At 59.7% G+C, this 21,447-nt stretch carries 19 protein-coding genes; 7 read left to right on the forward strand and 12 right to left on the reverse strand.

Annotated elements, in window-relative coordinates; translation table 11 throughout:
* Nucleotides 1–20 precede the first annotated feature (20 nt).
* Nucleotides 21–1,205 carry an MFS transporter gene (locus GA0061100_RS03075; RefSeq protein ID WP_075851867.1) on the forward strand — a complete coding sequence of 395 codons (1,185 nt, stop codon included), beginning with the start codon at nt 21–23 and terminating at the stop codon, nt 1,203–1,205.
* Nucleotides 1,171–1,554 (forward strand): VOC family protein, encoded by a 384-nt coding sequence (locus tag GA0061100_RS03080; protein WP_075851123.1) that lies wholly within the window; start codon nt 1,171–1,173, stop codon nt 1,552–1,554. The genes GA0061100_RS03075 and GA0061100_RS03080 overlap by 35 nt, the downstream gene beginning before the upstream one ends.
* A 217-nt stretch (nt 1,555–1,771) precedes the next feature.
* Here GA0061100_RS03080 and GA0061100_RS03085 read toward each other — a convergent pair whose 3' ends face one another.
* Complete coding sequence (locus tag GA0061100_RS03085; RefSeq protein ID WP_047632158.1) at nt 1,772–2,359, reverse strand: ATP-dependent Clp protease proteolytic subunit; 588 nt, start codon at nt 2,357–2,359, stop codon at nt 1,772–1,774.
* Between the two features lie 231 nt (nt 2,360–2,590).
* Here GA0061100_RS03085 and GA0061100_RS03090 point away from each other — a divergent pair, with 231 nt between their 5' ends.
* The gene (locus GA0061100_RS03090) at nt 2,591–3,400 is read left to right on the forward strand and encodes a DUF2076 domain-containing protein (protein ID WP_075851124.1); all 810 of its coding nucleotides are present in this window, start codon (nt 2,591–2,593) and stop codon (nt 3,398–3,400) included.
* 58 nt (nt 3,401–3,458) lie between these two features.
* On the opposite strand, the gene queF is transcribed toward GA0061100_RS03090, so the two are convergent.
* Together queF and GA0061100_RS03100 are read right to left on the reverse strand one after the other, a co-directional pair.
* Nucleotides 3,459–3,923 (reverse strand): preQ(1) synthase, encoded by a 465-nt coding sequence (queF, locus tag GA0061100_RS03095; protein WP_015340658.1) that lies wholly within the window; start codon nt 3,921–3,923, stop codon nt 3,459–3,461.
* A 1-nt stretch (nt 3,924) separates the two neighbouring features.
* The gene (locus tag GA0061100_RS03100; protein WP_075851125.1) at nt 3,925–4,839 is read right to left on the reverse strand and encodes a cation diffusion facilitator family transporter; all 915 of its coding nucleotides are present in this window, start codon (nt 4,837–4,839) and stop codon (nt 3,925–3,927) included.
* A 405-nt stretch (nt 4,840–5,244) separates the two neighbouring features.
* On the opposite strand from GA0061100_RS03100, the gene bluB reads away from it, so the two are divergent.
* Nucleotides 5,245–5,985, forward strand: a complete 741-nt coding sequence (gene bluB / locus GA0061100_RS03105; protein WP_244557751.1) for a 5,6-dimethylbenzimidazole synthase — start codon at nt 5,245–5,247, stop codon at nt 5,983–5,985.
* Nucleotides 5,986–6,024: 39 nt separating this feature from the next.
* On the opposite strand, the gene GA0061100_RS03110 is transcribed toward bluB, so the two are convergent.
* The 4 genes from GA0061100_RS03110 to GA0061100_RS03125 all read right to left on the reverse strand — a co-directional run bounded on the left by GA0061100_RS03110 (nt 6,025) and on the right by GA0061100_RS03125 (nt 10,441).
* Entirely contained in the window at nt 6,025–6,660 is a 636-nt protein-coding gene (locus tag GA0061100_RS03110; protein ID WP_075851126.1) for a glyoxalase superfamily protein, read from the reverse strand.
* A gap of 119 nt (nt 6,661–6,779) precedes the next feature.
* Nucleotides 6,780–7,490 (reverse strand): TIGR02117 family protein, encoded by a 711-nt coding sequence (locus tag GA0061100_RS03115; protein ID WP_075851869.1) that lies wholly within the window; start codon nt 7,488–7,490, stop codon nt 6,780–6,782.
* Between the two features lie 129 nt (nt 7,491–7,619).
* Nucleotides 7,620–9,809 (reverse strand): anthranilate synthase, encoded by a 2,190-nt coding sequence (locus GA0061100_RS03120; RefSeq protein WP_075851127.1) that lies wholly within the window; start codon nt 9,807–9,809, stop codon nt 7,620–7,622.
* A gap of 257 nt (nt 9,810–10,066) precedes the next feature.
* The gene (locus tag GA0061100_RS03125; RefSeq protein ID WP_075851128.1) at nt 10,067–10,441 is read right to left on the reverse strand and encodes an antibiotic biosynthesis monooxygenase; all 375 of its coding nucleotides are present in this window, start codon (nt 10,439–10,441) and stop codon (nt 10,067–10,069) included.
* 123 nt (nt 10,442–10,564) lie between these two features.
* Between GA0061100_RS03125 and GA0061100_RS03130 the strand changes: the two genes are divergently transcribed.
* Complete coding sequence (locus GA0061100_RS03130) at nt 10,565–11,464, forward strand: LysR family transcriptional regulator (RefSeq protein WP_075851129.1); 900 nt, start codon at nt 10,565–10,567, stop codon at nt 11,462–11,464.
* A gap of 17 nt (nt 11,465–11,481) precedes the next feature.
* Here GA0061100_RS03130 and GA0061100_RS03135 read toward each other — a convergent pair whose 3' ends face one another.
* Together GA0061100_RS03135 and GA0061100_RS03140 are read right to left on the reverse strand one after the other, a co-directional pair.
* A complete protein-coding gene (locus GA0061100_RS03135; RefSeq protein WP_075851130.1) occupies nt 11,482–13,005 on the reverse strand; it encodes an ABC-F family ATP-binding cassette domain-containing protein in 1,524 nt (507 codons plus the stop codon).
* A gap of 425 nt (nt 13,006–13,430) precedes the next feature.
* Nucleotides 13,431–15,662, reverse strand: coding sequence for a TonB-dependent hemoglobin/transferrin/lactoferrin family receptor (locus tag GA0061100_RS03140; protein ID WP_075851131.1), 2,232 nt, complete (start codon nt 15,660–15,662; stop codon nt 13,431–13,433).
* A gap of 276 nt (nt 15,663–15,938) precedes the next feature.
* Between GA0061100_RS03140 and GA0061100_RS03145 the strand changes: the two genes are divergently transcribed.
* The gene (locus GA0061100_RS03145; protein ID WP_075851132.1) at nt 15,939–16,784 is read left to right on the forward strand and encodes an extensin-like domain-containing protein; all 846 of its coding nucleotides are present in this window, start codon (nt 15,939–15,941) and stop codon (nt 16,782–16,784) included.
* A gap of 30 nt (nt 16,785–16,814) precedes the next feature.
* On the opposite strand, the gene GA0061100_RS03150 is transcribed toward GA0061100_RS03145, so the two are convergent.
* Together GA0061100_RS03150 and GA0061100_RS03155 are read right to left on the reverse strand one after the other, a co-directional pair.
* Entirely contained in the window at nt 16,815–17,660 is an 846-nt protein-coding gene (locus GA0061100_RS03150) for a protein-L-isoaspartate O-methyltransferase family protein (protein WP_083961283.1), read from the reverse strand.
* A gap of 175 nt (nt 17,661–17,835) precedes the next feature.
* Nucleotides 17,836–19,518 (reverse strand): formate--tetrahydrofolate ligase, encoded by a 1,683-nt coding sequence (locus GA0061100_RS03155; protein WP_075851134.1) that lies wholly within the window; start codon nt 19,516–19,518, stop codon nt 17,836–17,838.
* 168 nt (nt 19,519–19,686) lie between these two features.
* On the opposite strand from GA0061100_RS03155, the gene GA0061100_RS03160 reads away from it, so the two are divergent.
* Nucleotides 19,687–20,202 (forward strand): TIGR00645 family protein, encoded by a 516-nt coding sequence (locus tag GA0061100_RS03160; protein ID WP_075851135.1) that lies wholly within the window; start codon nt 19,687–19,689, stop codon nt 20,200–20,202.
* A 14-nt stretch (nt 20,203–20,216) separates the two neighbouring features.
* On the opposite strand, the gene GA0061100_RS03165 is transcribed toward GA0061100_RS03160, so the two are convergent.
* Nucleotides 20,217–21,182: a COG3904 family protein gene (locus GA0061100_RS03165; RefSeq protein ID WP_075851136.1), complete on the reverse strand. Its 966-nt coding sequence runs from the start codon at nt 21,180–21,182 to the stop codon at nt 20,217–20,219.
* Nucleotides 21,183–21,447 lie beyond the last annotated feature (265 nt).

The following is a 21,447-nucleotide window of genomic DNA, read 5'->3' on the forward strand; positions in this document are numbered from 1 at the left end:
TCGAAAGACAAGGAATGACCATGCAAACCACCGATCGGCCGGAAACCCGGCTGGCAACCCGACTTGCCTTTCTGGTCGCGGGTTTTGCCCTCGCCTGCTGGGCTCCCCTGGTCCCTTTTGCCAAGGAGCGCCTCGGCGTCGATGACGGCGTTCTCGGCATGCTGTTGCTGTGCCTCGGTCTCGGCTCGGTGGCAGCGATGCTTGCGACCGGCATGCTGAGCGCGCGGTACGGCAGCAAGCCGATCATCATCGCCGGCGGTCTCGGCCTTGCCGCCATCCTGCCGACGCTCGCCGTGGCAAGCACACCATTCACCCTCGGCATTGCGCTCGCCGCCTTCGGCGCCTGCCTCGGATCGCTCGACGTCGCCATGAATATTCACGCCGTCGAGGTGGAGAAAGGCGCGGACCGGCCGCTGATGTCCGGTTTCCATGCGCTCTTCAGCATCGGCGGCTTCATCGGCTCTCTGCTCGTCACCCTGCTTCTGTCCGTCAAGGCCGGGCCGCTCGTCGCCACGCTTCTCAGCTCGGCGGTGATGGTGATCGCCATGATCATCGCCTGGCCGCGGTTGCTGCGCACCGTTCAAGCGGAAGACGCACCGTTCTTCGTCATGCCCCGCGGCTTCGTGTTGCTGCTGGCTGCCCTCGCCGCCATCACCTTCCTCGTCGAAGGTGCAATCCTTGACTGGAGCGCCCTGCTTCTGACCACGCAGGGCCGGGTCGACGCCAGCCATGGCGGCCTCGGCTACATGCTGTTTGCCATCGCCATGACGATTGGACGATTTGCCGGCGATGCGGTCACCGCAAGAATTGGCGACAGGGCGATCATGCTCTGGGGCGGGCTCGTCGCAATCGCCGGCTTCGTCGCTCTGTTGCTGAGCCCTTTCTCAATTCTTGCCATGAGCGGCTTCCTGCTGATCGGCCTTGGCGCCTCCAACATCGTGCCGGTGCTATTTCGAAAGGCCGGCACTCAAACGGTCATGCCGTCTGGTCTCGCCGTCGCGGCAATCACGACATGCGGATATGCGGGCGTTCTTATCGGGCCTGCGAGCGTCGGTTTCGTGGCGGATCACATCGGCCTGCCCGGCTCTTTCTGGGGGCTCGCCCTCCTCCTCTGCGCCGCACCTCTTTGCGCCGGCATCGTGACCCGCACTCAGGATCGGGAGGAGACCGATGCGCATCGCTCATACAGCTCTATGGACACGTGATATCGATGCCGCCGCAGCGTTCTGGATCAAGTACTTCGATGCGACCGTTGGCGAGCCGTATCACAGCCAGCGCCGCCCGGGCTTTACCTCCCGCTTCGTCTCTCTGCCTGCGGGCGGCGATCAGATCGAACTGATGACCGGGCCTTGGCTTTCAGCCGATGCATGTGACGAGCGCATCGGCTGGGACCATATCGCCCTGGCGCTGGGCACAAAGGCCGCCGTCGATGTGCTGGCGGAGCGATGCAGGGCAGACGGTTGCCTGAAATCCGGCCCCCGGATCACCGGCGACGGCTTCTACGAAGCTGTTGTCACAATGCCTGACGGAACACCAGTAGAGATCACCCCCTAGGCGGCGATCAGCAAATTCCCGCAAGGTCGTAGCTCCAACCTTCCAATTCGCCATCCCGGAAACGTTGCAATCCTCTGGTGGCGAAGGCTGGCGGTGGGTTCTCTCGCCGCCAGCTCCCTTTTCCGGTAGCAGTAAGCAATCCATCATCCCAAAACAAAGCCCCCGCCAGCCTTCCGGCAAGCGAGGGCGCTCAATTCAATCGGGAAAACCAGCTAGATCAGATTTCCGCCTGCGAGGTCACGATACGCGAGACCAGGCCGTAGGCCTTGGCTTCCTCGGCGGAAAGCCAGTAGTCGCGGTCGGTGTCCTTGGCGATGCGCTCGACCGGCTGGCCGGTGGCTTCCGAGAAGATCTTGTTCAGACGCTCGTTCATCTTGATGATTTCGCGTGCCTGGATCTCGATGTCAGAGGCCATGCCGCGCGTGCCGCCGGACGGTTGGTGCAGCAGGAAGCGCGTGTTCGGCAGGCAAATACGGCGCTCCTTGGGAGCGGAAACATAGATCAGCGCTCCTGCAGAGGCGACCCAGCCCGTGCCGATCATCCAGACCTTCGGCTTGATGAACTTGATCATGTCGTGGATGGAATCGCCTGATTCGACGTGGCCGCCGGGCGAATTCACGTAGATGCGGATATCATCGTCGCTGGCGGCGGAAAGCGCCACGAGCTGCGAGCAGACCTTCTGCGCCAGTTCCTGCGTGATGCCGCCATAGATGAAGATCGAACGCGACTTGAAAAGATTCGCCTCCGCGTCCTTGCCCAAGGGCTGCTCGGTCTTCTTGTCTTCCTGTTCGTCTTCGTCGTTCATTCAACTCTCCAGCATGATGCGTCGTTCACCGCACATAGTGCGACTCAATGCGTAAAACAATGCCGGAAAAAGACAAGGCGGGAATAGCGACTGACAACATGGTGTTATGGTTGCGGATTACCGAAATGTAACTTGAATGGCTTTGAAAAGCCGAGATTGGATCCTACGTCAGGTTAGCGCGGTTAGAGATCGCGCCCCCAATTTACAGCACAGATAGCCAAGGAGGCCATCATGTCGCCAGAAGAACGTCAATTACTCGCCTCTCTCTTCGATCGCGTGCGCGGTGCATCCAATACCCAGCGCGACGCCGATGCGGAGACATTCATCAACCAGTCGGTCCGTGACCAGCCCTATGCGCCTTATTTCCTGGCGCAGGCCGTCATCATGCAGGAACAGGGCATGAAGGCTGCGGCCGATCGCATCCAGCAGCTCGAGGCCCGTGTACACGAGCTCGAGCAGCAAGGCGCCGACAATCACCAGCAGGGCCAGAGCGGCGGTTTCCTCGGCGGAATTGGCTCGCTTTTTGGCGGCGGCCAGCAACAGCAGCGCGCCGCAGCGCCACAGAGTGGCAATCCGCAGCAGGGTCGCCTTTATGACGACTATGCCCGCAATGCACCTCAGCCCGGCCCGTGGGCCGGGCAGCCGCAACCACAGCCGTCAGGCCCGTGGAGCCAGCAGGCAGCAGCTCCCTCGGCCGGCGGGAGCTTCCTGCGCGGTGCGCTTGGCACGGCGGCCGGCGTGGCTGGCGGCGTGATGCTGGCGGAATCGCTCTCCAGCCTCTTCAGCCCGCATCTCGGCGGCACAGGCGGCGGTCTCTTCGGCGGCAATGCTGGCAGCGGCCTGTTCGGAGGCACGGCAGCCAACGCAGCCGAACAGCCGGTGCAGGAGACGATCATCAACAACAACTATTTCGGCAATGACGATAGTAGCGATCAGAATGACCAGAGCGCAGCCGATTACGCCCAGGATGCTGCGCAGGACGCTCAGGACGACGACTATGACGATTCGTCCGACAACGGTGACGACAGCTCGTTTGCCTGAGCGCGTGCCGCAACGACATTAGAAAAAAGCCGCCATCCCCAGATGGCGGCTTTTTTATTCAGCCTCGGCCACGGTAGGGCTGGACGCCCTGATCCGGCAGCCAGACGCCCTCCGGCGGCTTGCCGGTCTGCCAGAAGACGTCGATCGGAATGCCGCCGCGCGGATACCAGTAGGCGCCGATGCGCAGCCACTTCGGCTGCAGCAGATCCACCAGGCGCTTGGCGATATAGATAGAGCAATCCTCGTGGAAGGCGCCATGATTGCGGAAGGAATGCAGGAAGAGCTTCAGCGACTTCGATTCGACAAGCCATTCGTTCGGGATGTAATCGATGACGATATGGGCGAAATCCGGCTGTCCCGTCATCGGGCAGAGCGAGGTGAATTCGGGCGCGGTAAAGCGCACGACATAATCGGTGCCGGCATGGCCGGACGGCACCTTTTCCAGAACGGCTTCTTCCGGATTGCTGGCGGTCTCCGTCTGGTTGCCGAGCATCGACAGGCCGGACACATCGGTCTTTGGCATCTCAGGTCTCCTTGATCACTTTGACGCGGATACCATGGGCCTTCTCGCCCTCCGGCTCCACATGAATGGTTATTTCGGCGCCCGCATGGATCGCCCGTATGGCATCTTCAAGGCGATCGCAGATGCGATGCGCCTCACGTACCGGCATGGCGGCGGGCACGACCATATGGAAATCGACGAAGGTCACGGCCCCCGCCCTGCGCGTCTTCAGGTCGTGCACGCCAAGCGAGCCCTCGGCATTCCCCGCGATCGCATCCTTGATGACCGCCTCCTCCGCCGGCAAGACGGCCTTATCCATCAGCCCATCGATAGAATGGGAAATGACCTTCCAGCCTTGATAGAGAATGTTGATGGCAACAAGAATGGCGAGCACGGGGTCGAAGATCGGATAGCCGCTGCCGATCGCGAGCAGCAGGCCGATCAGCACGCCGACCGAGGTATAGACATCGGACATGATATGCTGGCCATCTGCCGTCAGTGCCGGCGAGCGATACGCCCGGCCGGCGCGGATCAACGTGACGGCCCAGACTGCATTGATGACGCCGGCAACGAAGTTGATGGCGAGGCCTAGCACCGGCGCCTGCATCGGCTGCGGATTACCGAGATGCCCAACGGCTTCCTGCACGATCATCAGCGCGGCGACGACGATCATGACGCCTTCCGTAACGGCGGAAAGATATTCCGCCTTGTGATGGCCGAAGGGGTGGTCGTGATCGGCCGGCTTCTGGGCATAGCGGATGACGAAGAAGGCGATGAAGGCCGCGACGACATTGGTCAGCGATTCCAGGCCATCGGACAGAAGCGCCACAGAGCCCGTCAGCCACCAGGCCAGCATCTTCAGCCCCATGACGCCGAGCGACAGCGGAATGCCCCAAAGGGCGAGCTGCCTGATCGTATCGTTTCCTTGAGCGCTCATGCCCTTCTCCAGTGTCCCGCGCCGTGCTTATGCGAATGAATTGCAAAAAAGGCGCCGTTGAAATGCAAAACCGCCCGCGCGAATTTTCGCGCAGGCGGTTCATTGACCGCTCATATGGATCACCGTCTCGCATTTGTCAAAGGAGACATGTCCTTTCGCACGACAATCCATCCTCGACCTGCGGATCGAACGAGATGCAATTTGGGCAGTCCACTCGCGGAACATGAGGAAGACTTTGCGCAGATCGCCGTTCCGCGACAAATGGAAGCCGATAATGCGCTCGCCTGCGAAAAATCGTACTGGTAGTTTGGCTTGCAATCCAGCACTAAGCTGTGCTTCAGCCTGGCGTGCAAGGGTCGACAATATCGGCCGGCGCGCCGCCTCTTATAAAAATCATGGTTGAACATGTCCGCTCTTGAAAAGACTGCCGATGCCGCACCCTCCATCGCCGACGCTCCTGCAGGCGTGTCGGATCACCTGGTCGCAGCCGGCGCGTTTTCGGAGGTGGAGCGCAACGCCGTCTATCGCGCGATCGAGACCCGGCGAGATGTGCGCGACCAGTTCCGGCCTGATCCCCTGCCCGACGATCTCGTCAGGCGTCTGCTCGAGGCGGCCCATTCCGCACCATCCGTCGGCTTCATGCAGCCGTGGAATTTCATCCTCATCCGTCAGGGCGAGACGCGCGAACGCGTCTGGCAGGCCTTTCATCAGGCCAATGAGGAAGCCTGCGCGATGTTCGAGGGCGATCGCCGCGCGCAATATCAGCGGCTGAAATTGGAGGGCATCCGCAAGGCGCCGCTCAGCATCTGCATCACCTGCGACACCAGGCGCGGCGGCCCGGTCGTACTCGGCCGCACGCATAATCCGGATACCGATGTCTATTCGACCGTTTGCGCCGTCCAGAACCTCTGGCTTGCCGCAAGGGCCGAAGGCGTTGGTGTCGGCTGGGTCAGCATCTTCCACGAGGATGCCATCAAGACGATCCTCGGCATACCCGAGCATGTTAAGATCGTTGCATGGCTCTGTATCGGCTATGTCGACGAGCTCTACGACATGCCGGAACTCGCCGTGAAGGGATGGCGCGAGCGCCTGCCGCTCGACAAACTCGTCTTCGAGGAAGGCTGGCAGGACTGCGAGGATATGTAAGGGCCGCCAATTTCCGGCGGCCCTCGCCAAATTCAAACGTCAGGATCGGAACGCGACGAAAGAAATGACGTTGCCATCCGGGTCGCGTACATGGAAATCCGTACCGCCCCAAGCTTGTTTGGTCAGCGGCTGCGCGAACTCCACGCCCCTCGCCTTGAACTCCTCGAACAGTCCCTGGACATTCGAGACCTCGATCGAAGCGAGAATGAGCGATTTCTCCTTTGCCGCAGCCACTGCGAAATACGGCTCCTGAACAAGTCGCAGATGAATCCAGATGCCATTGCGCGACACCGCCCCGTAGAATGGCGGTGAGCCGTGCAGGAAATCTAGCTCGAAGCCCAGCTTCTCCCGGAAGAAGACAGCACTGACGGTCACATCCCGCACGAAAAGGATCGGGATGACGCTCTTGAAGATCGGCGGCTCCGCTCTGACGGCCGGCACCTTCGGCGCATCCACCGCGACGGTCTTCAACTCGGCCCAGCTCTTGTGACCGGCTTCGACCGCAACAATCTCCTGCGCCAGCGTCAAAGGAAATTTCATCGCCAGGATTTCGCGATCCGTCATTGTCTTGAAACGGTCGAGCGTTCGAACTCTTCCGCCGATGGAATAGTCGCGCTCACGGTGCCAGCGCATCAAGAGCTTCGCTTGTTTACGGTAGGTATCGAGGGTTGGCATAGGCGGACTCCTGCTGAGTGATATCAGCGGGCAGGCCTAGCCCTTTCGGCCCCAATGCCGATGTGCCCCACAGGAACGATGCGGAGACTAGGGTACAACCTGCGGCAAGTCAAACCGCCTCAGGGCAAAGTGCGGCTGGCCGCAAACCGCTCGTCTTCATTATACAGGTGCAGGGACATTCGCAGCATCCACGGCAACGATGTCCACAGGCCGGAGGTCAAACCCGCCTGCCGGAGCGCGGCGGCTGTCCATGTATTGCATCCCATCAACGCGTTGAAATATCCCCGCGCCTCGAAGAAAGCATCGTTCGGACCATAGTTGCTGCCAGGCAGGGCAACCGGTTTGCTGTCGGCCCGTTCGAAGCTGGCAAGGATGAACTGCTTCAGCCGCTCAAGGCCTTCCGGATCGATGTTGATCGCCGTCACAACAGGCGCATCCAACGGAATATCGCCCGCCAACTCCGCATGAATGACGGAGCGGTCGAGACCGAAGCTTTTAAGCACAGGTCCGGGCTTCAAATCGGCCCAGGTCGGCGTCTCCGTATAGAAGCTCCGGCCGCCCCAGCCGAAGACGAGATAGCGCAGGTTGGGATTGTCGAGATCAAGCCCGGCTGTCCGCAGGAAGGCGAAACGGGTGAGGAGATCGCCGTCGACGGGAATGGCAATATCCGTATGGATCGGGTTGCTGAGCATGAGGATTTGCAGGGATCGTTCGGCTTTCACAGCCGGCGGATCATGCCAGAACGGACGCGGCACGGCGATGCCGAGGCAAACGAGCGCCACGACGGTAAGCACGGCGAAGAAAACGCCTTTGAATATCCTTGGGATCACCGACTGAAAGCCCCCGCCACCGATCAAACTCTTCAGCGGTTTGTTGGCTCTTTCAAGGCATAAAAACAGCCCCATGCACTTTTTCCGAGTGCATGGGGCTATCGAACTTCCGGGCTCTAAACGCCGGCCTCAGGCGGCCTTTGTCTTCACCCGCCGCGCCAGATGCGCCACGACATTCTCGATCATCCGCATGCCGGCATCGCCGCCGAGCGTCATGATCGATTCAGGGTGGAACTGCACGGCCGCGATCGGCTCCTTCACATGCTCTATCCCCATGATCGTGCCATCCTCGCTCTCGGCCGTGATCATGAACTCGCGAGGCAAGCTCGACGGATCGGCAAAGATCGAGTGATAGCGGCCAACCGTCACCTCGCGGCCGAGGCCGGAGAAGACCAGGCCCGGCTCCAGCACGCGGATGCGCGAGGGCTTGCCATGCATCGGGATCGCCAGATGACGCAACTCGCCGCCATAGGCTTCGGCGAGTGCCTGCAAGCCCAGGCAGACGCCGAAGATCGGCAGGTTGCGCGCCCTCGCCTTCTTGATCGTCGCCTTGCAATCGAAATCCTTCGGATTGCCGGGACCCGGCGACAGCACGACGAGATCCGGATCGAGCCGGTCGAAGACCTCTTCCGGCACCGGCGTACGCACCGTCGAGACCGTGGCACCCGTCTGGCGGAAGTAATTGGCAAGCGTATGGACGAAGCTGTCCTCGTGGTCGACGAGCAGGATCTTCACACCCTTGCCGACGGAAGCGACGTCGCGTTGCTGTTTGCCGGAATTGCCGGTCTTGGCATCACGGATAGCGGAAAGCATGGCGGAGGCCTTCAGTTCGGTTTCGGCTTCTTCTTCCTCGGGGATCGAGTCGTTGAGCAGCGTCGCGCCGGCCCGCACCTCGGCAATGCCGTCCTTGATGCGGACGGTGCGCAGCGTCAGGCCGGTGTTCATGTCGCCATTGAAGCCGACCATGCCGATCGCGCCGCCATACCAGGCGCGGGGACTCTTCTCGTGGCTCTCGATGAAGCGCATGGCCCAGAGTTTTGGCGCACCGGTGACGGTGACGGCCCAGGCGTGGCTGAGGAAGCCATCAAAGGCGTCCATATCGTCACGCAGACGGCCTTCTATATGGTCGACCGTGTGGATCAGGCGCGAATACATCTCGATCTGCCTGCGGCCGATGACCTTGACCGAACCCGGCTCGCAGACGCGGCTCTTGTCGTTGCGGTCGACGTCGGAGCACATCGTCAGCTCGGATTCGTCCTTCTTGGAGTTCAGCAGCTTCAGGATCTGCTCGCTATCGGCGATCGGATCGTCGCCGCGCTTGATCGTGCCCGAAATCGGGCAGGTCTCGATGCGGCGGCCGGACACGCGCACGAACATTTCCGGCGACGCGCCGATCAGATATTCCTGGTTGCCGAGATTGATGAAGAAGGAATAGGGCGAAGGGTTGATCGCCTTCAGGCGCTTCGAAATATCGGAGGGCTTGCTGTCGCAGCGTTCCATGAACTTCTGGCCGGGCACCACTTCGAAAAGATCACCCTTGCGGAAGCTCTCTTTCGCCTTGACCACCAGTTCGGCATATTCGCCCGGACGATGATCGCTCTTGGGCGGAATGGCGTCTGTGTGGCGGAACGGTTCGGGAGCGATCTCGCCGGATTTGCCTTCCGTCGATTGGCCGTCCTTTGCGAAGTCGTAGCGATCGATCCACGCCTTGGCGGAATAATTGTCGACCACCAGGATCTCGTCCGGGAGATAAAGCACCATGTCGCGCTGGTCATCAGGGCGCTTGAGCTTCAGGTTGATGGCGTCGAACTGGAAGGCCAGATCATAGCCGAAGGCGCCATAGAAGCCGATGCTGGCATCGGCCTGCGAATAGAAGAGATCGGTCACAGCGCGCAACACGGTGAAGACCGTCGGCATCTTCGAGCGCTCTTCCTCGGTGAAGACACGATCTGGCGTCTTGACCGTGAGATCGAGCCGGCGGGACGTCGAAGTGCCGAGCACAACCTCGGAAACCGTCTTCAGCTTTTCGGTGATGAAGCCGAGAATGACCTCGCCGCGCTCGTTATAGGCGTCGATCCAGACATCGCGCCCATTGCAGGAAAGACCGAGCGGGGGATCGACGACAGCGGTATCCCAACGCGTATAGCGGCCGGGATATTCGTAGTTCGACGAAAAGACCGCGCCGCGGCGTTCGTCGAGCTTGTCGATGTATGACGACACGGCATCCGCATAGGGCGTCGGCCGGCGCTGCCGGGTAACGGTGATCCCGCCCTTCGTCTCATAGATTTCCGCACCATCATCCCGAAGGATCGTTACCATTGTTCCTCACTCCGTTGTCAGGCCCGGATGACAGGCGGCCAGTATAACAAAAAAGCCGCCTCGAAATCTCGGGCGGCTCACTCGTCGTCTTTGAACACGATTGGTCGAGGCCGCCTCAGCGTGCCCACCACCAAACTGCAATGTTGTTCAAGGACATGTTCATGGCGGGAATTGTTAGCGTGAGATGCCTCGATGCGCAAGCGGAAGATGGCAGGAAAGTTTCCAGCAACGAAAAGGCGGCATCCGCCCGCTATCAATCATGGCTGCCCAGGTGAAATACCTTCGGAGTGGCCGAGTTTCGGCAGGACCAGATCGCCAACGGTGTAAGTATGGAATTCGCTCGTCGAAACGTCATCGAGCCTGCGGAATTTCTCGACAAAGACGGGATCGGAGAAGAATTCGTCGACATTGCCGGCGCCTTTGATGGCTTCGATATTCACAACCGTCAGACCATCCGTGCTCTTGGCAAGATTGCTCCAGAGGAATCCTTCCTTCCGTTCAGCGACATAGTGGACGACATCCTGGATCACCCGGAAGGCTTCCTCCTGCTTACCGGGATGAACGTGGATGACATTGACGATGAAGGTGGTCGGCTGCGGCTGGGCGATGAAATGTGCGGAGTTCGTATCCATTGCGGTTCCTTCTGGAAAAGCGGCGTCATTGCCGCGCCGGCACTGGATATCGGGGTTGAGATAGCGGATAAATGATCCGGTATTCTCATAAGATCGGAATTAATTTCCGCAATCGGAGCGACAATGGATAAGCTTGGAACGCTCGGCATCTTCGTACAGACGGCAGAGGGCGGCAGCTTCGTTGCCGGCGCGCGGCGGCTTGGCCTCTCCAGTTCCGCGGTTGGCAAGGCGATCGCGCGCCTGGAACAGGAGATGGGGGTCCGCCTTTTCCACCGCTCGACCCGCAGCATGACCTTGACCGAAGAAGGCAGTTTCTTTCTCGATACCTGCCGGCGGATCATATCCGAGCTCGACACGGCTCAGGCGGAACTTTCGAAATCGCACTCGGCACCTCGCGGCCATCTTCGCGTCAGCCTTCCTCTCGCAGGGATGCTGTTGATGCCGGCCATATCAGCCTTCATGCTCGCCTATCCCGATATCACGCTGGATCTGGATTTTACCGACCGGCTAGTCGATGTGATCGAGGAAGGATTCGATGCGGTCATCCGGACTGGCGATGTCAGGGATACGAGACTGATGAGCCGCAAGCTCGGCACATTCCGCTTCCGGATCATCGCCTCACCGGACTATCTGAAGGCGGAAGGCACGCCACTGACACCTGAAGATCTGCTTCGGCACAAATGCCTGCATCACCGCTATCCCAGCACAGGCAGACTGGAGCCGTGGCCCCTGATGCGGGATGGAGAGGAGTTGAGGCTCGCCTTGCCGACGACGACAATCGCAAGCACCATCGAGCCGCTCATCCACCTCGCCGAAAACGGTTTTGGCATCACATGCCTGCCGCCCTTTGCCGTCGGGACGCAAATCGCCAACGGCCGACTTGTGCCGCTGCTCGAAAACCACATCGCGAAAACAGGCATCTTCCGTGTATTGTGGCCCACGAGCCGCTACCTGTCCCCGAAGATCCGCGTTTTCGTAGACTTCATGGCGGCCAATCTGTTTTCGGGTCAGTTGGCCGCCTGAAGGGACTTCTGGCCTTCCTATTCCTGCCCTCTGGCCACTTCGAAGAACTCCTCCGGCCCATCCACTTCGACCAATCGCTTCCGGTCGATCAGCCAGAAGCGATCGCCAACCGAGCGCACAAAGCTGCGATCGTGCGAGACGAGAAGGCAGCTTGCCTCGTTTGCCGTCAGCTCGCCCTCAAGCGCCTCCTGGCCATCGATGTCAAGATGATTGGTCGGCTCATCCAGGAGATAGAAGTTGGGATTGGTCAGCCGCAGCACCAGCATGGCAAGCCGCGCCTTCTGCCCGCCGGACAGACGGCCGATCTCCTTGCCCTGCATGTCGATGTTGATGCCGACGCCGACCAGCAGCGTACGCGCACGCTGCTCGCCAAGCTCGAACAGCCGCGTGACCATGCCGAGCGGCGTGTCCTTCTGCCCGAGATTGGAGAGCGCCTGATCGCTGTAACCGAGCACGAGAGAGGGCGTCGGCTTGATGGCGCCGCCGTTCGATAGATCGGCGATGGCCTTGCGGATCATCTCCACGAAGCGCGTCTTGCCCGCGCCATTCTGCCCGAGCAGCACGATGCGATCGCCCTGGCAAATCCACTGCTGGCCGGTCTTGAACAGCAACGTCCCGTCAGGCGTCGTCACCGCAGCATCCTCCAGCGTCAAAAGCACCCTGGCGTGGATGCCGCGATTGGCGAGCTTGATCGAGCCGGAAGAGCGCTCGCGGTAGCCCGGTCTGGCGCTGTCCTCCAGTTTTTCCGCCCGCGCCTTCAGCTGCTTCGTCTTGACGGTCAGAAGATCGCTGCCGGAATTGACGCCGAGATTGTAGAGCTTGGCCGCCTGCTTGCGCAGCTGCTGCGCCGTCTTTATTTCCTTCTGGTAACGACGCTCGTCCGAAGCATCGACCTCATCTAGCGCCGCCCTCGCCAGGCTATACGGCAAAGCATAGGTCTGTGACTGGTCCTGGCGCAAAAACAAAGTCCGATTGCAGACCGCATCAAGGAAAGCGCGATCGTGGCTGGCGATGATGACGGGCACGTCTCGTGGCAAGGCATTCAGCCAATCTTCCAGCAACGCGATCTTGGCGAGATCGAGATGGTTGGTCGGCTCATCGAGCAGCAATACGTCCGGCTCAGTGACCCAAACGCGAGCAAGCATGGCAAGCCGCTGCCAGCCGCCGCTGAGCTGGGCAAGCGTCCTCTCCCGCATCGCCGCGGGCACATCAAGCGAGTCGAGGGTGACATCGACACGCCAGCTTTCGCTTTCCACCTGTTCTTTCGGCAAGGCTTGAAGGACAGCGTCATAGAAGGAAACAGCAAGCAAGCTCGCCGGCACGTTCTGCTCGACATAGCCGACACGCAAGCCGCGGGCACGGGTGATATCGCCCATCGTCGGCTCCAGCCTGCCGGCTAGGCAGTTGAGCAACGTCGTTTTCCCGCGCCCGTTCGCGGCGACGATACCGATGCGATCACCCGCATCCACGGTGATGTTGAGGTTAGAAAACAGCGGCGCACTCATCGTGACGCCCAGATTGCGGAGATTGATCAGAGTCATAGTCTTTTCCGGTCTCGATCGAGCATCCCGAGACATCGCCGACGGCTCCCTTTGCCGCGTTACGCCGATGTCGATAGCCACTAGCAGGCCAATGCTCGAAAACATGTCATGACGCGGCCGCGCAGATGCACAGGCTCACGTCGCCCAAGGGGGCAGACCAGAAGGAATGAGTGAGTAACAGCCTCTGATCAGCCCTGCAAACGCATCTGCAGGGCACGAGTCGGACCGAACTGGCGAATATGCCAGACTATCTTGGTCATATGGTCCTCCTCTCTTTTCTCTCGACGGGTTGAAGACTGTGGGCGTCAAATAGCATCGAAGCCTGCGATTTACAATTGCGCAATTTTGCCGATGCCACGCAAGAGGGCAAAAAAAAGAGGGCGATGCCGAAGCACCGCCCAAGTTTGCTGCATCGATGAGACGGCTCAGAACCGCTGGGTCAGCGTCAGCTTGAAGGTCCGGCCAGGCTCGGAATAATAGGATGCGGGTTGGGTCAGCGTGCCGCTGTAGGACGGCGCGTTCAGCGCATCGTAGTAGGTCTTGTTGAAGATGTTGTAGACGCCGCCGCGAATGCTGAGGCCCTTCACCTGTTCCGGCTCCCACCAGGCGGTCAGATCGAAGATGCCGTAGGCGGGAGTCTGCAGGGTATCGCCCGTCTTCTTCGCCTCGCGAGCCGCGGTGATGAAGGTCAGGTCCGTACCCCAGACTTCCGTGGCGTAGCCAACCGTGAAGGCAGCCTTTGCCGGAGCAACCGAGTTGATCCACTGGTCCGTATCGGAATCCTTGCCGTTCACGTAGGCAAGCGCGCCCTTGACGTGGATGCCGTTGTCGAACTTCTTATGCGCGTTGACCTCGACGCCGAACATGCGGACGTTGGCACGGTTGAAGTATTCGGTGATCCCGAGCGGATAAGTGCCTGTGGGATCACGATAGTTCAGCGTATCGATGAAGTTCTTGTACTTGTTGTAGAAGGCGCCGACATGGCCACCGAAATCGTCGTCGCCGAGATTGGTGCCGATTTCGATGCCGTTGCTCGTTTCGGGCTTCAGATTAGGATTGCCATAGCTGACATAGCCGCCAGGGACGCCGTAGTTCACGTAGAGTTCGCTGACGTTAGGCGCCCGGAAGGCCATCGCCCACTGTGCATAGATCTCGACATTGTCCTGCGGCTGATAGGAGGCGCGCAGCTTCGGCGAGATACGGCTGTCGGACTGGCCTGACGGCAGACCATTGTAGTTGGCGCTATCGCGATAGGCGGCCGTGTTCTTCGGAGAAAAGTCATACCAGTCAAAGCGCAGGCCCGGCGTCAGGTAGAAGTTGCTGGAGCCCAGCTCGATCTTGTCGTCGATAAAGGCGCCGACGCGCTTGCCGTCGACATCGGGCATATCGGACTGGTTGGTGTGCAGGAAGGCGCAAGTGGCACGCCAACGCGGGTTGCTGCAGCTATCCTTACCGGCCGAATACTGATGAACCTTGTCGAAGGCAACATCGAGACCGAACGTGACCTGGTGATGCAGGCTGCCAGTGTCGAAAGACTTCGATGCGTTGCCGCTAAAGCCGATGCTGCGGTCTTCCATTTCGTTAAGGCGTGAATAGTCGCCGATAACGGACGTGTAGCGGTAGCCTGAGGTACCGGTTTCGCGCACCAGGTTCTGCCAGTAGAAAACGGCATTGGCCGTATCAAGCAGCGAATCGGCGCTATCGGCTTCATACTTGTAATCGAGCGAAACGCGATTGCGCTCGATATTGTCTGTCCCATTGTAATTGCCGGGCCGGAAGTTTCCGGTCGGGCTCTGCAGGGTCATCAGGTCAGTGTCTTTATCCTTGTTGTAGTGCTCGGCCGTAATGCCGAAGGTGCCGACGTCAGTGTATTGGCGGATCTTGAAGAGGCCGCTCTTCTGATTGTAATCGGCCGGGTTCGCCTCGGTACGCTTGGTCGAATAGCCGCCGACGTCACCATTGTTCTCGAGCTCGTGACCGTGCGTGTAGCCGCCCTGGAAGAGAACGGCGGTGTTGTCGATGCGCTTGGCGACGGCTGCGGCACCGCCGATGCTCCGGTCGTCACCATTATAGCCGAACTTGAAGACGCCACCCCAGGTGGAGCCGGGAGTGATCAGATCTTCCGGTTCCAGTGTGCGCAGCACGAAGGCGCCGCCAAGGGCACCCGAACCGGCGCGGCTCGAATCGGCACCACGCACGACGTCGGCGCTAGAAAGCGCATTGAAGTCGAAGCTGTTGATGCCGCCGTCGGATTCACGAGATGCATCGAGAAGGAAAGGGATCTGGATACCGTCGACCGTCGTCAGCACGCGGCTGTCGCCGAGACCGCGGATATTGACGCCGCCGGTGGTGCGGTTGAAGCCGACGCCGACCTCGGTACTGCGGCCGAGATCCTCGATGCGCGTGATCTGCTTTTCGTCGATTTCCTTGGCCGTCGTTTCGCTGGCGGTCGGAGAGTCGGCAAGCACATCCTTGCTTGCCTTGCCTTTGCCCTTCACGACAATCGGTTTCAGATTGGTGACGCGATCGCCCTTGGCGGCATCGCTCGTCGCCTCTTCATTCTGAGCTGCGGTCTGCGCAAAAGATGTCGTGGCCAGCCCAAGGGCCAGAAACGCCGTGCATGCCAAGAGGACCGAGCGTGAGCGCCGGACAACCATAACCATTCCTTTCGAATTGCTTCACCGGGCTGGCTGGTTGCTGCGTCGAAAGCAGGCAAGGGGCTGGCTAGGTTAGTTTTGTTAACGGACGGGAAACATTCCGCCTTCTTTCTGCCGCATAAAAAACATGAGTATTATTGTCAATATATAAGATACCCATAATCATGAATAAAATTGTCATCTTTTAAGACAAAGGACGAACGTTGCTGAATTGCAACGAAATGACAGCCTCGCGCGTTCTATTGGCATCATCATTAGAATTGGCTGAATTACTTGATGCTGTTTAGAATCGTTTCATTAGCTTCTGCCGCCATCTTTCTCATGGCCGCCTCTCTCCCGCAAACCGGGCCGATACCAGAACAAAAACCGGACAAGGAACAAGTCGAGCCGGATGGCAAAGCACCGATTCCGGCAGAAAAACCCGCTGCATCACCGGACAAAGCTATTGTTCCAACGGAAAAGCCAACAGCTCAACCGGAAGACAAGCCGGCGCCGCAGGCGGAAGAGGAGACAAGCGGCCAACGGATGCAAGGCCCTCCCCGTCCGCCTCTGACCATCGCTTCCGAACCGGACAGCGAGCACCAGGCCTGTCTGAAGGAGCTGACCGCCATCGGAGCAACCTTCAACGAGATCGCCCGCATCGACGACGGCAATGGCTGCGGCATCGACAAGCCGATTACGCTGAGCTCCCCATTGCCGGGAATAGAGTTCAAGCCGGAAGGGAAAATGCGCTGCGAAGCCGCTCTCGCCCTAGCCCAATGGGTGAAGGAAAGTGTCATCCCCTCCGCCGCCGCCCTGGACAATGGCAAGATCGTCACCATCAACCAGGCCTCGACCTATGTCTGCCGGCTGCGCAACAATGCCTCCACCGGCAAGATTTCCGAACATGCCCGCGGCAATGCCATCGATGTCGCAAGCTTCACCTTCGAAAACGGCAAGACCATTGCAATCGAACCCCGGCGCGAAGATCCGACGCTGACGGGCGCATTCCAGAGGGCGGCGAGTGCCTCGGCCTGCCTTTATTTCACGACCGTTCTCGACCCCGAGAGCGACGCCGCGCACGAAACCCATTTCCATCTCGATGTCATCGAAAGGAATGGCGGCTTCCGCTACTGTCACTAGCAACGCATCGCTGGTGTCATCGCACGCCGATCAAGCTCCGAGCGCCGCATTCGAAAACCAGAGATCGCGATAGACCGCAACAGCCGTCTCATCCGGTTCGCGGTCACGCGTCAGCCAGATCGACTGGATCGACCGAGCCTCGCCGCCATTTGGCGTTCTCGTGGATTGCGCTCGATCGGACGCACCAATACAGGGGATAAAGTAGGCCGGCATCAAGGCACGGGCGCTGAAACCCTGCTCCTTGCGCGAGATCAGGACGGCGAGCCCGACCTTGTCGTTTGCCTGCCAGGGCAGGATGATCCGGCCTCCCGGCCGCAATGCCTGCAGCCATGACACCGGCGGCGCGACGGCACCGGCATTCACATAGATCAGATCTGTCTCCGGCAGCTCCAGCGCCGTCGCATCGGCGCAAATGACAGAAACATTCTCGAACGACGAGAGATTATCACGCGTGCGCTCGGCCAGCGCCTCGTCGATCTCGACGGCATGGACGTGACCGCCGGGCGTGACGAGCGTCGACAGGATGGCGGTGTAATATCCCGTTCCCGTACCAATGTGGACAACAGTTTCGCCAGGCTTGGCAGCCACGGCACCCAGGAAAGCGGCATGGAGAAAGGGCTCGCCGTTGTTGATGCCCTTGGATTTGTTCAGAGCGACCAGAACATTCTGGTACAGATAGATGGGATCGTCGCTCGGCGTCTGCAGGTAGCCCCTGTTGACGCGGATATGCCAGGGTCCCGGCCCCATGAAGGCCTCGCGCCGAATGAGATGGAATGCCTGCTCCAGCCGCTCATCGGACGAATTGGTGGCCGCCATCATCATCTGGGCGTGAAAGGACCGTATTTCGTCCAGGCTGGCGCGATTATCTGCCGTCACGATCTGCCTCCATCCCGGCATGCGTCGGTGGTTATCCGCTACAGATTTGTTTCGAAACTCGACAGCGTCAATAGGCAGATATCGCAATGCTCACTGGCAAAGACAACTGCTGCGAAACATTCACATCGATAGAAGCATAGGGTGGCAGAGAGACGAGTTGAATCAGATTCTGAACTTAAAACAGTCCCTCGATGTATCCCTGATCATTGAGGAAAATCCTCTCGGCTGCCGGCGATTTCGGCAGGCCCGGCATGGTCATGATCTCGCCAGTAATGACGACGACGAAGCCGGCCCCTGCCGAAAGCCGCACCTCGCGAATGGGCACGATGTGGCCCTCGGGCGCGCCACGGACATTCGGATCGGTCGAAAAGGAATATTGCGTCTTCGCCATGCAGACGGGCAGATGTCCGTAGCCCTGGTCCTCCCAGGATCTGAGCTGATCGCGCACGGACTTGTCGGCCGTGACCTCGCCGGCATGGTAGATCTTCGAGGCGACGATCTCGACCTTCTCCAGAAGCGGCAGATTGTCCGGATAGAGCGGCTGGAACTTTGCCTGGCCGGATTCGGCAAGCTCCACCACCTTGTGCGCGAGGTCGACGATACCAGCCGAGCCCTCCGCCCAGTGACGGCAGAGGATCGCCTCGGCGCCGAGGCGTGCCACATAATTCTTCAGCGCCTCGATTTCGGCTTCCGTGTCCGAAACGAAATGATTGATGGCGACGACGACAGGCACGCCGAACTTGCGGACATTGGCGACGTGCCGGCCGAGATTGGCGCAACCCTTGACCAGAGCCTCGACATTCTCCTTGCCGAGATCGTCCTTCTTGACGCCACCATTCATCTTCAAGGCCCGCACGGTCGCGACGATGACGGCAGCATCCGGCGAGAGTCCAGCCTTGCGGCATTTGATGTCGAAGAACTTCTCCGCACCGAGATCGGCGCCGAAGCCTGCTTCCGTCACCACGTAATCGGCAAGCTTGAGAGCGGTGCGCGTCGCGATTACCGAGTTACAGCCATGGGCGATATTGGCGAAGGGGCCGCCATGCACCAGCGCCGGATTGTTCTCCAGCGTCTGCACGAGGTTCGGCTGCATCGCATCCTTCAGGAGCACGGCCATGGCACCGTCAGCCTTCAGATCGCGGGCATAAACCGGCGTGCGGTCGCGGCGATAGCCGATGATGATATTACCGAGCCGCTTTTCCAGATCCGTGAGATCGGACGACAGACAGAGGATCGCCATCACCTCCGAGGCGACAGTGATGTCGAAGCCGCCTTCGCGCGGAAAGCCATTCGAAACACCGCCGAGCGACGACACAATATCGCGTAGCGCCCTGTCGTTCATGTCCATCGCGCGGCGCCAGCTGATGCGCCTGATGTCGATATTCTGCTCGTTACCCCAGTAGATATGATTGTCGATCAGCGCTGCGAGCAGATTATGGGCCGACGTGATCGCATGGAAATCGCCGGTGAAGTGGAGGTTGATGTCCTCCATCGGAATGACCTGCGCGTAGCCGCCGCCGGCCGCCCCGCCCTTCACGCCGAAGCAGGGACCGAGCGACGCCTCGCGCACGCAGACCACCGCCTTCTTGCCGATCCGGTTCAGGCCGTCGCCGAGGCCGACCGTCGTGGTGGTCTTGCCCTCGCCCGCCGGCGTCGGATTGATCGCCGTGACGAGGATCAGCTTACCATCTTTCTTGCCGGCCTGCGCCGCAATGAACTGGGCACCAATCTTCGCCTTGTCGTAGCCGTAAGGTGCGAGATCTTCCGCAGGAATGCCGAGCTTTGCGCCGATCTCCATAATCGGCAGCTTCTTTGCCGCGCGCGCAATCTCTATATCGGATGCCACGATCGTCGCCATAAGTCTCGCCCCCAAACATACGGTCATTTCCCTGTCGGGATAAACCAATATGTATCGGGTGTGAATAGTGGCAAAGCACTCTCCCTGCCGAAACGTACCGCCTTGTCTCAAGACGGCAGCATGCCTATTTTCGGCATCCGATGAAAACAGAGAAGGAAAGAAAAAGATATGAAGTCCCTGGAATTGCTGGTCGAGCGCATCATCCTCTCCAGTCGCTGGCTCCTGGTGATCTTCTATCTCGGCCTTGCCGCCTCGCTCGCCGTCTACGCCGTTTCGTTTGCCTATAAGTTCTACAAGGTTGCGATCAACGTTTTTGTATATGACGAAGCTGACATGATCCTCGCCATTCTCGGTCTCATCGACGCCGCGCTGGTGGCAAGCCTGATCGTCATGGTGATGATTTCGGGCTACGAGAATTTCGTCAGCCGCTTCGACGAAGCCGAAAATGGAGGCGAGGTTTCCTTCATCGGCAAGCTCGATTCAGGCAGCCTCAAGATCAAGGTCGCCTCCTCGATCGTCGCCATTTCCTCGATCCACCTGCTGCAGATCTTCCTCAACGCCACTCAATACGACAACGCCAAGCTGATGTGGTTCACGATCATCCATCTGGCCTTCGTCATCTCGGCGCTGCTCCTGGGCTTCCTGGAGAAAATCATGGCAAAAGCCAAAGCCAAGGATAGCTGAGGCCGAACCGGCAGCTACTTGCCGGCCATTGCCGATGCGCTGGTCATCGGCGTATCGGTCGTCGGCGGGGTCGGCGCGACACAATCGGAAATCGATTGATTTTCCTTGCAGTTGCGAGCGGAGACCAGGGCATCGGCATCGGCAAGCTCCGTCGTCAGCTTCAACCTCAACGCATCCATCTGCGAAATCAGATGAATGCCGTTCGGGTCGGTTCCAAGCATCAGATCGACAAGTCCACGGTCTATGCCCATCTTGTCGAGGAAGCTGACCAGCCTGGCTCTTTGCGCCTTGTCGAGCTTCGTCGTATCGTATTTGCCGACGAATTTACGGCCGATCTCCTTCTTGGAGATGACCTTGCGCTTGCCGTCCACCATCTCATATTCGGTGCGGTACTGGACGCGCACCTCGCTGTAGGTCGTGGTGATCTGATGAACGCCCAGGAGCGCAAAGGGGCTGGAAACACGCTGAACGCCGCCTGCAAAAAACAACGGGCAGGCCGAAAAGCAGATTGCGCCGTAGGAAAACGGCTGACCTGTGATCGAGCCGTCCTTGGCAAAGGCTGCCGAGCAGATCGGCTCGGCATAGGGACATGCCCGCGAGCGGGTGCGACCGACTGCGATCGAAAGCTTCTGCTTGCGAATGATGCGAGCCATCTCCATCGCCGCCTTGACATCGCCGCCTGGCGAGCTGACGACGATCGGCAATTTGCGATTGCCGACCTGCTTCAGGATTTTCTGCAACTTCCTCGGCGTATCCGCCATGATCTGCCCTTCGGCGGAGATCCAGTTCGGACAGGAGTTATCGGCTCGGCACTGACCCATCTCGCCGTGAACGAGCAAAAACCGCATCGGCGTACCACCGGCGACGCCAGCCGCCTCGGCAAGCGCAGGCGAAACAAGCAGAAGCGAAACGCTGGTGACGAACCACAACAGCGTTTGACAGCAGCGCGCCGCAAGCTGCGAGAAGAAGCGAGAATTCATGAGCCATACGCCTGCAAGCGATTACTTTGGCAAGACCGATAGCAACCGCTTTGGGCCTTCGCAAGGCGCGCCGACGCGGCAACGCATCATTTGATGAAACTCCTGACTGCTTGCACGCATCCAAAAACTGGCGACAAGAAAATGGTCGCTTTCGGATCTCAGGAACATGCGACGGAACCGAACTGATGTTCGTTATAAACCGTTAATCCTAACGCTAGGCGTGAGGCAGTTTTGGATCAAGTCCTGCCCCTCCGACGCCCCGGAC

It is taken from the genome of Martinezella hainanensis, from assembly GCF_900094555.1.
Classification (GTDB): Bacteria; Pseudomonadota; Alphaproteobacteria; order Rhizobiales; family Rhizobiaceae; genus Rhizobium; species Rhizobium hainanense.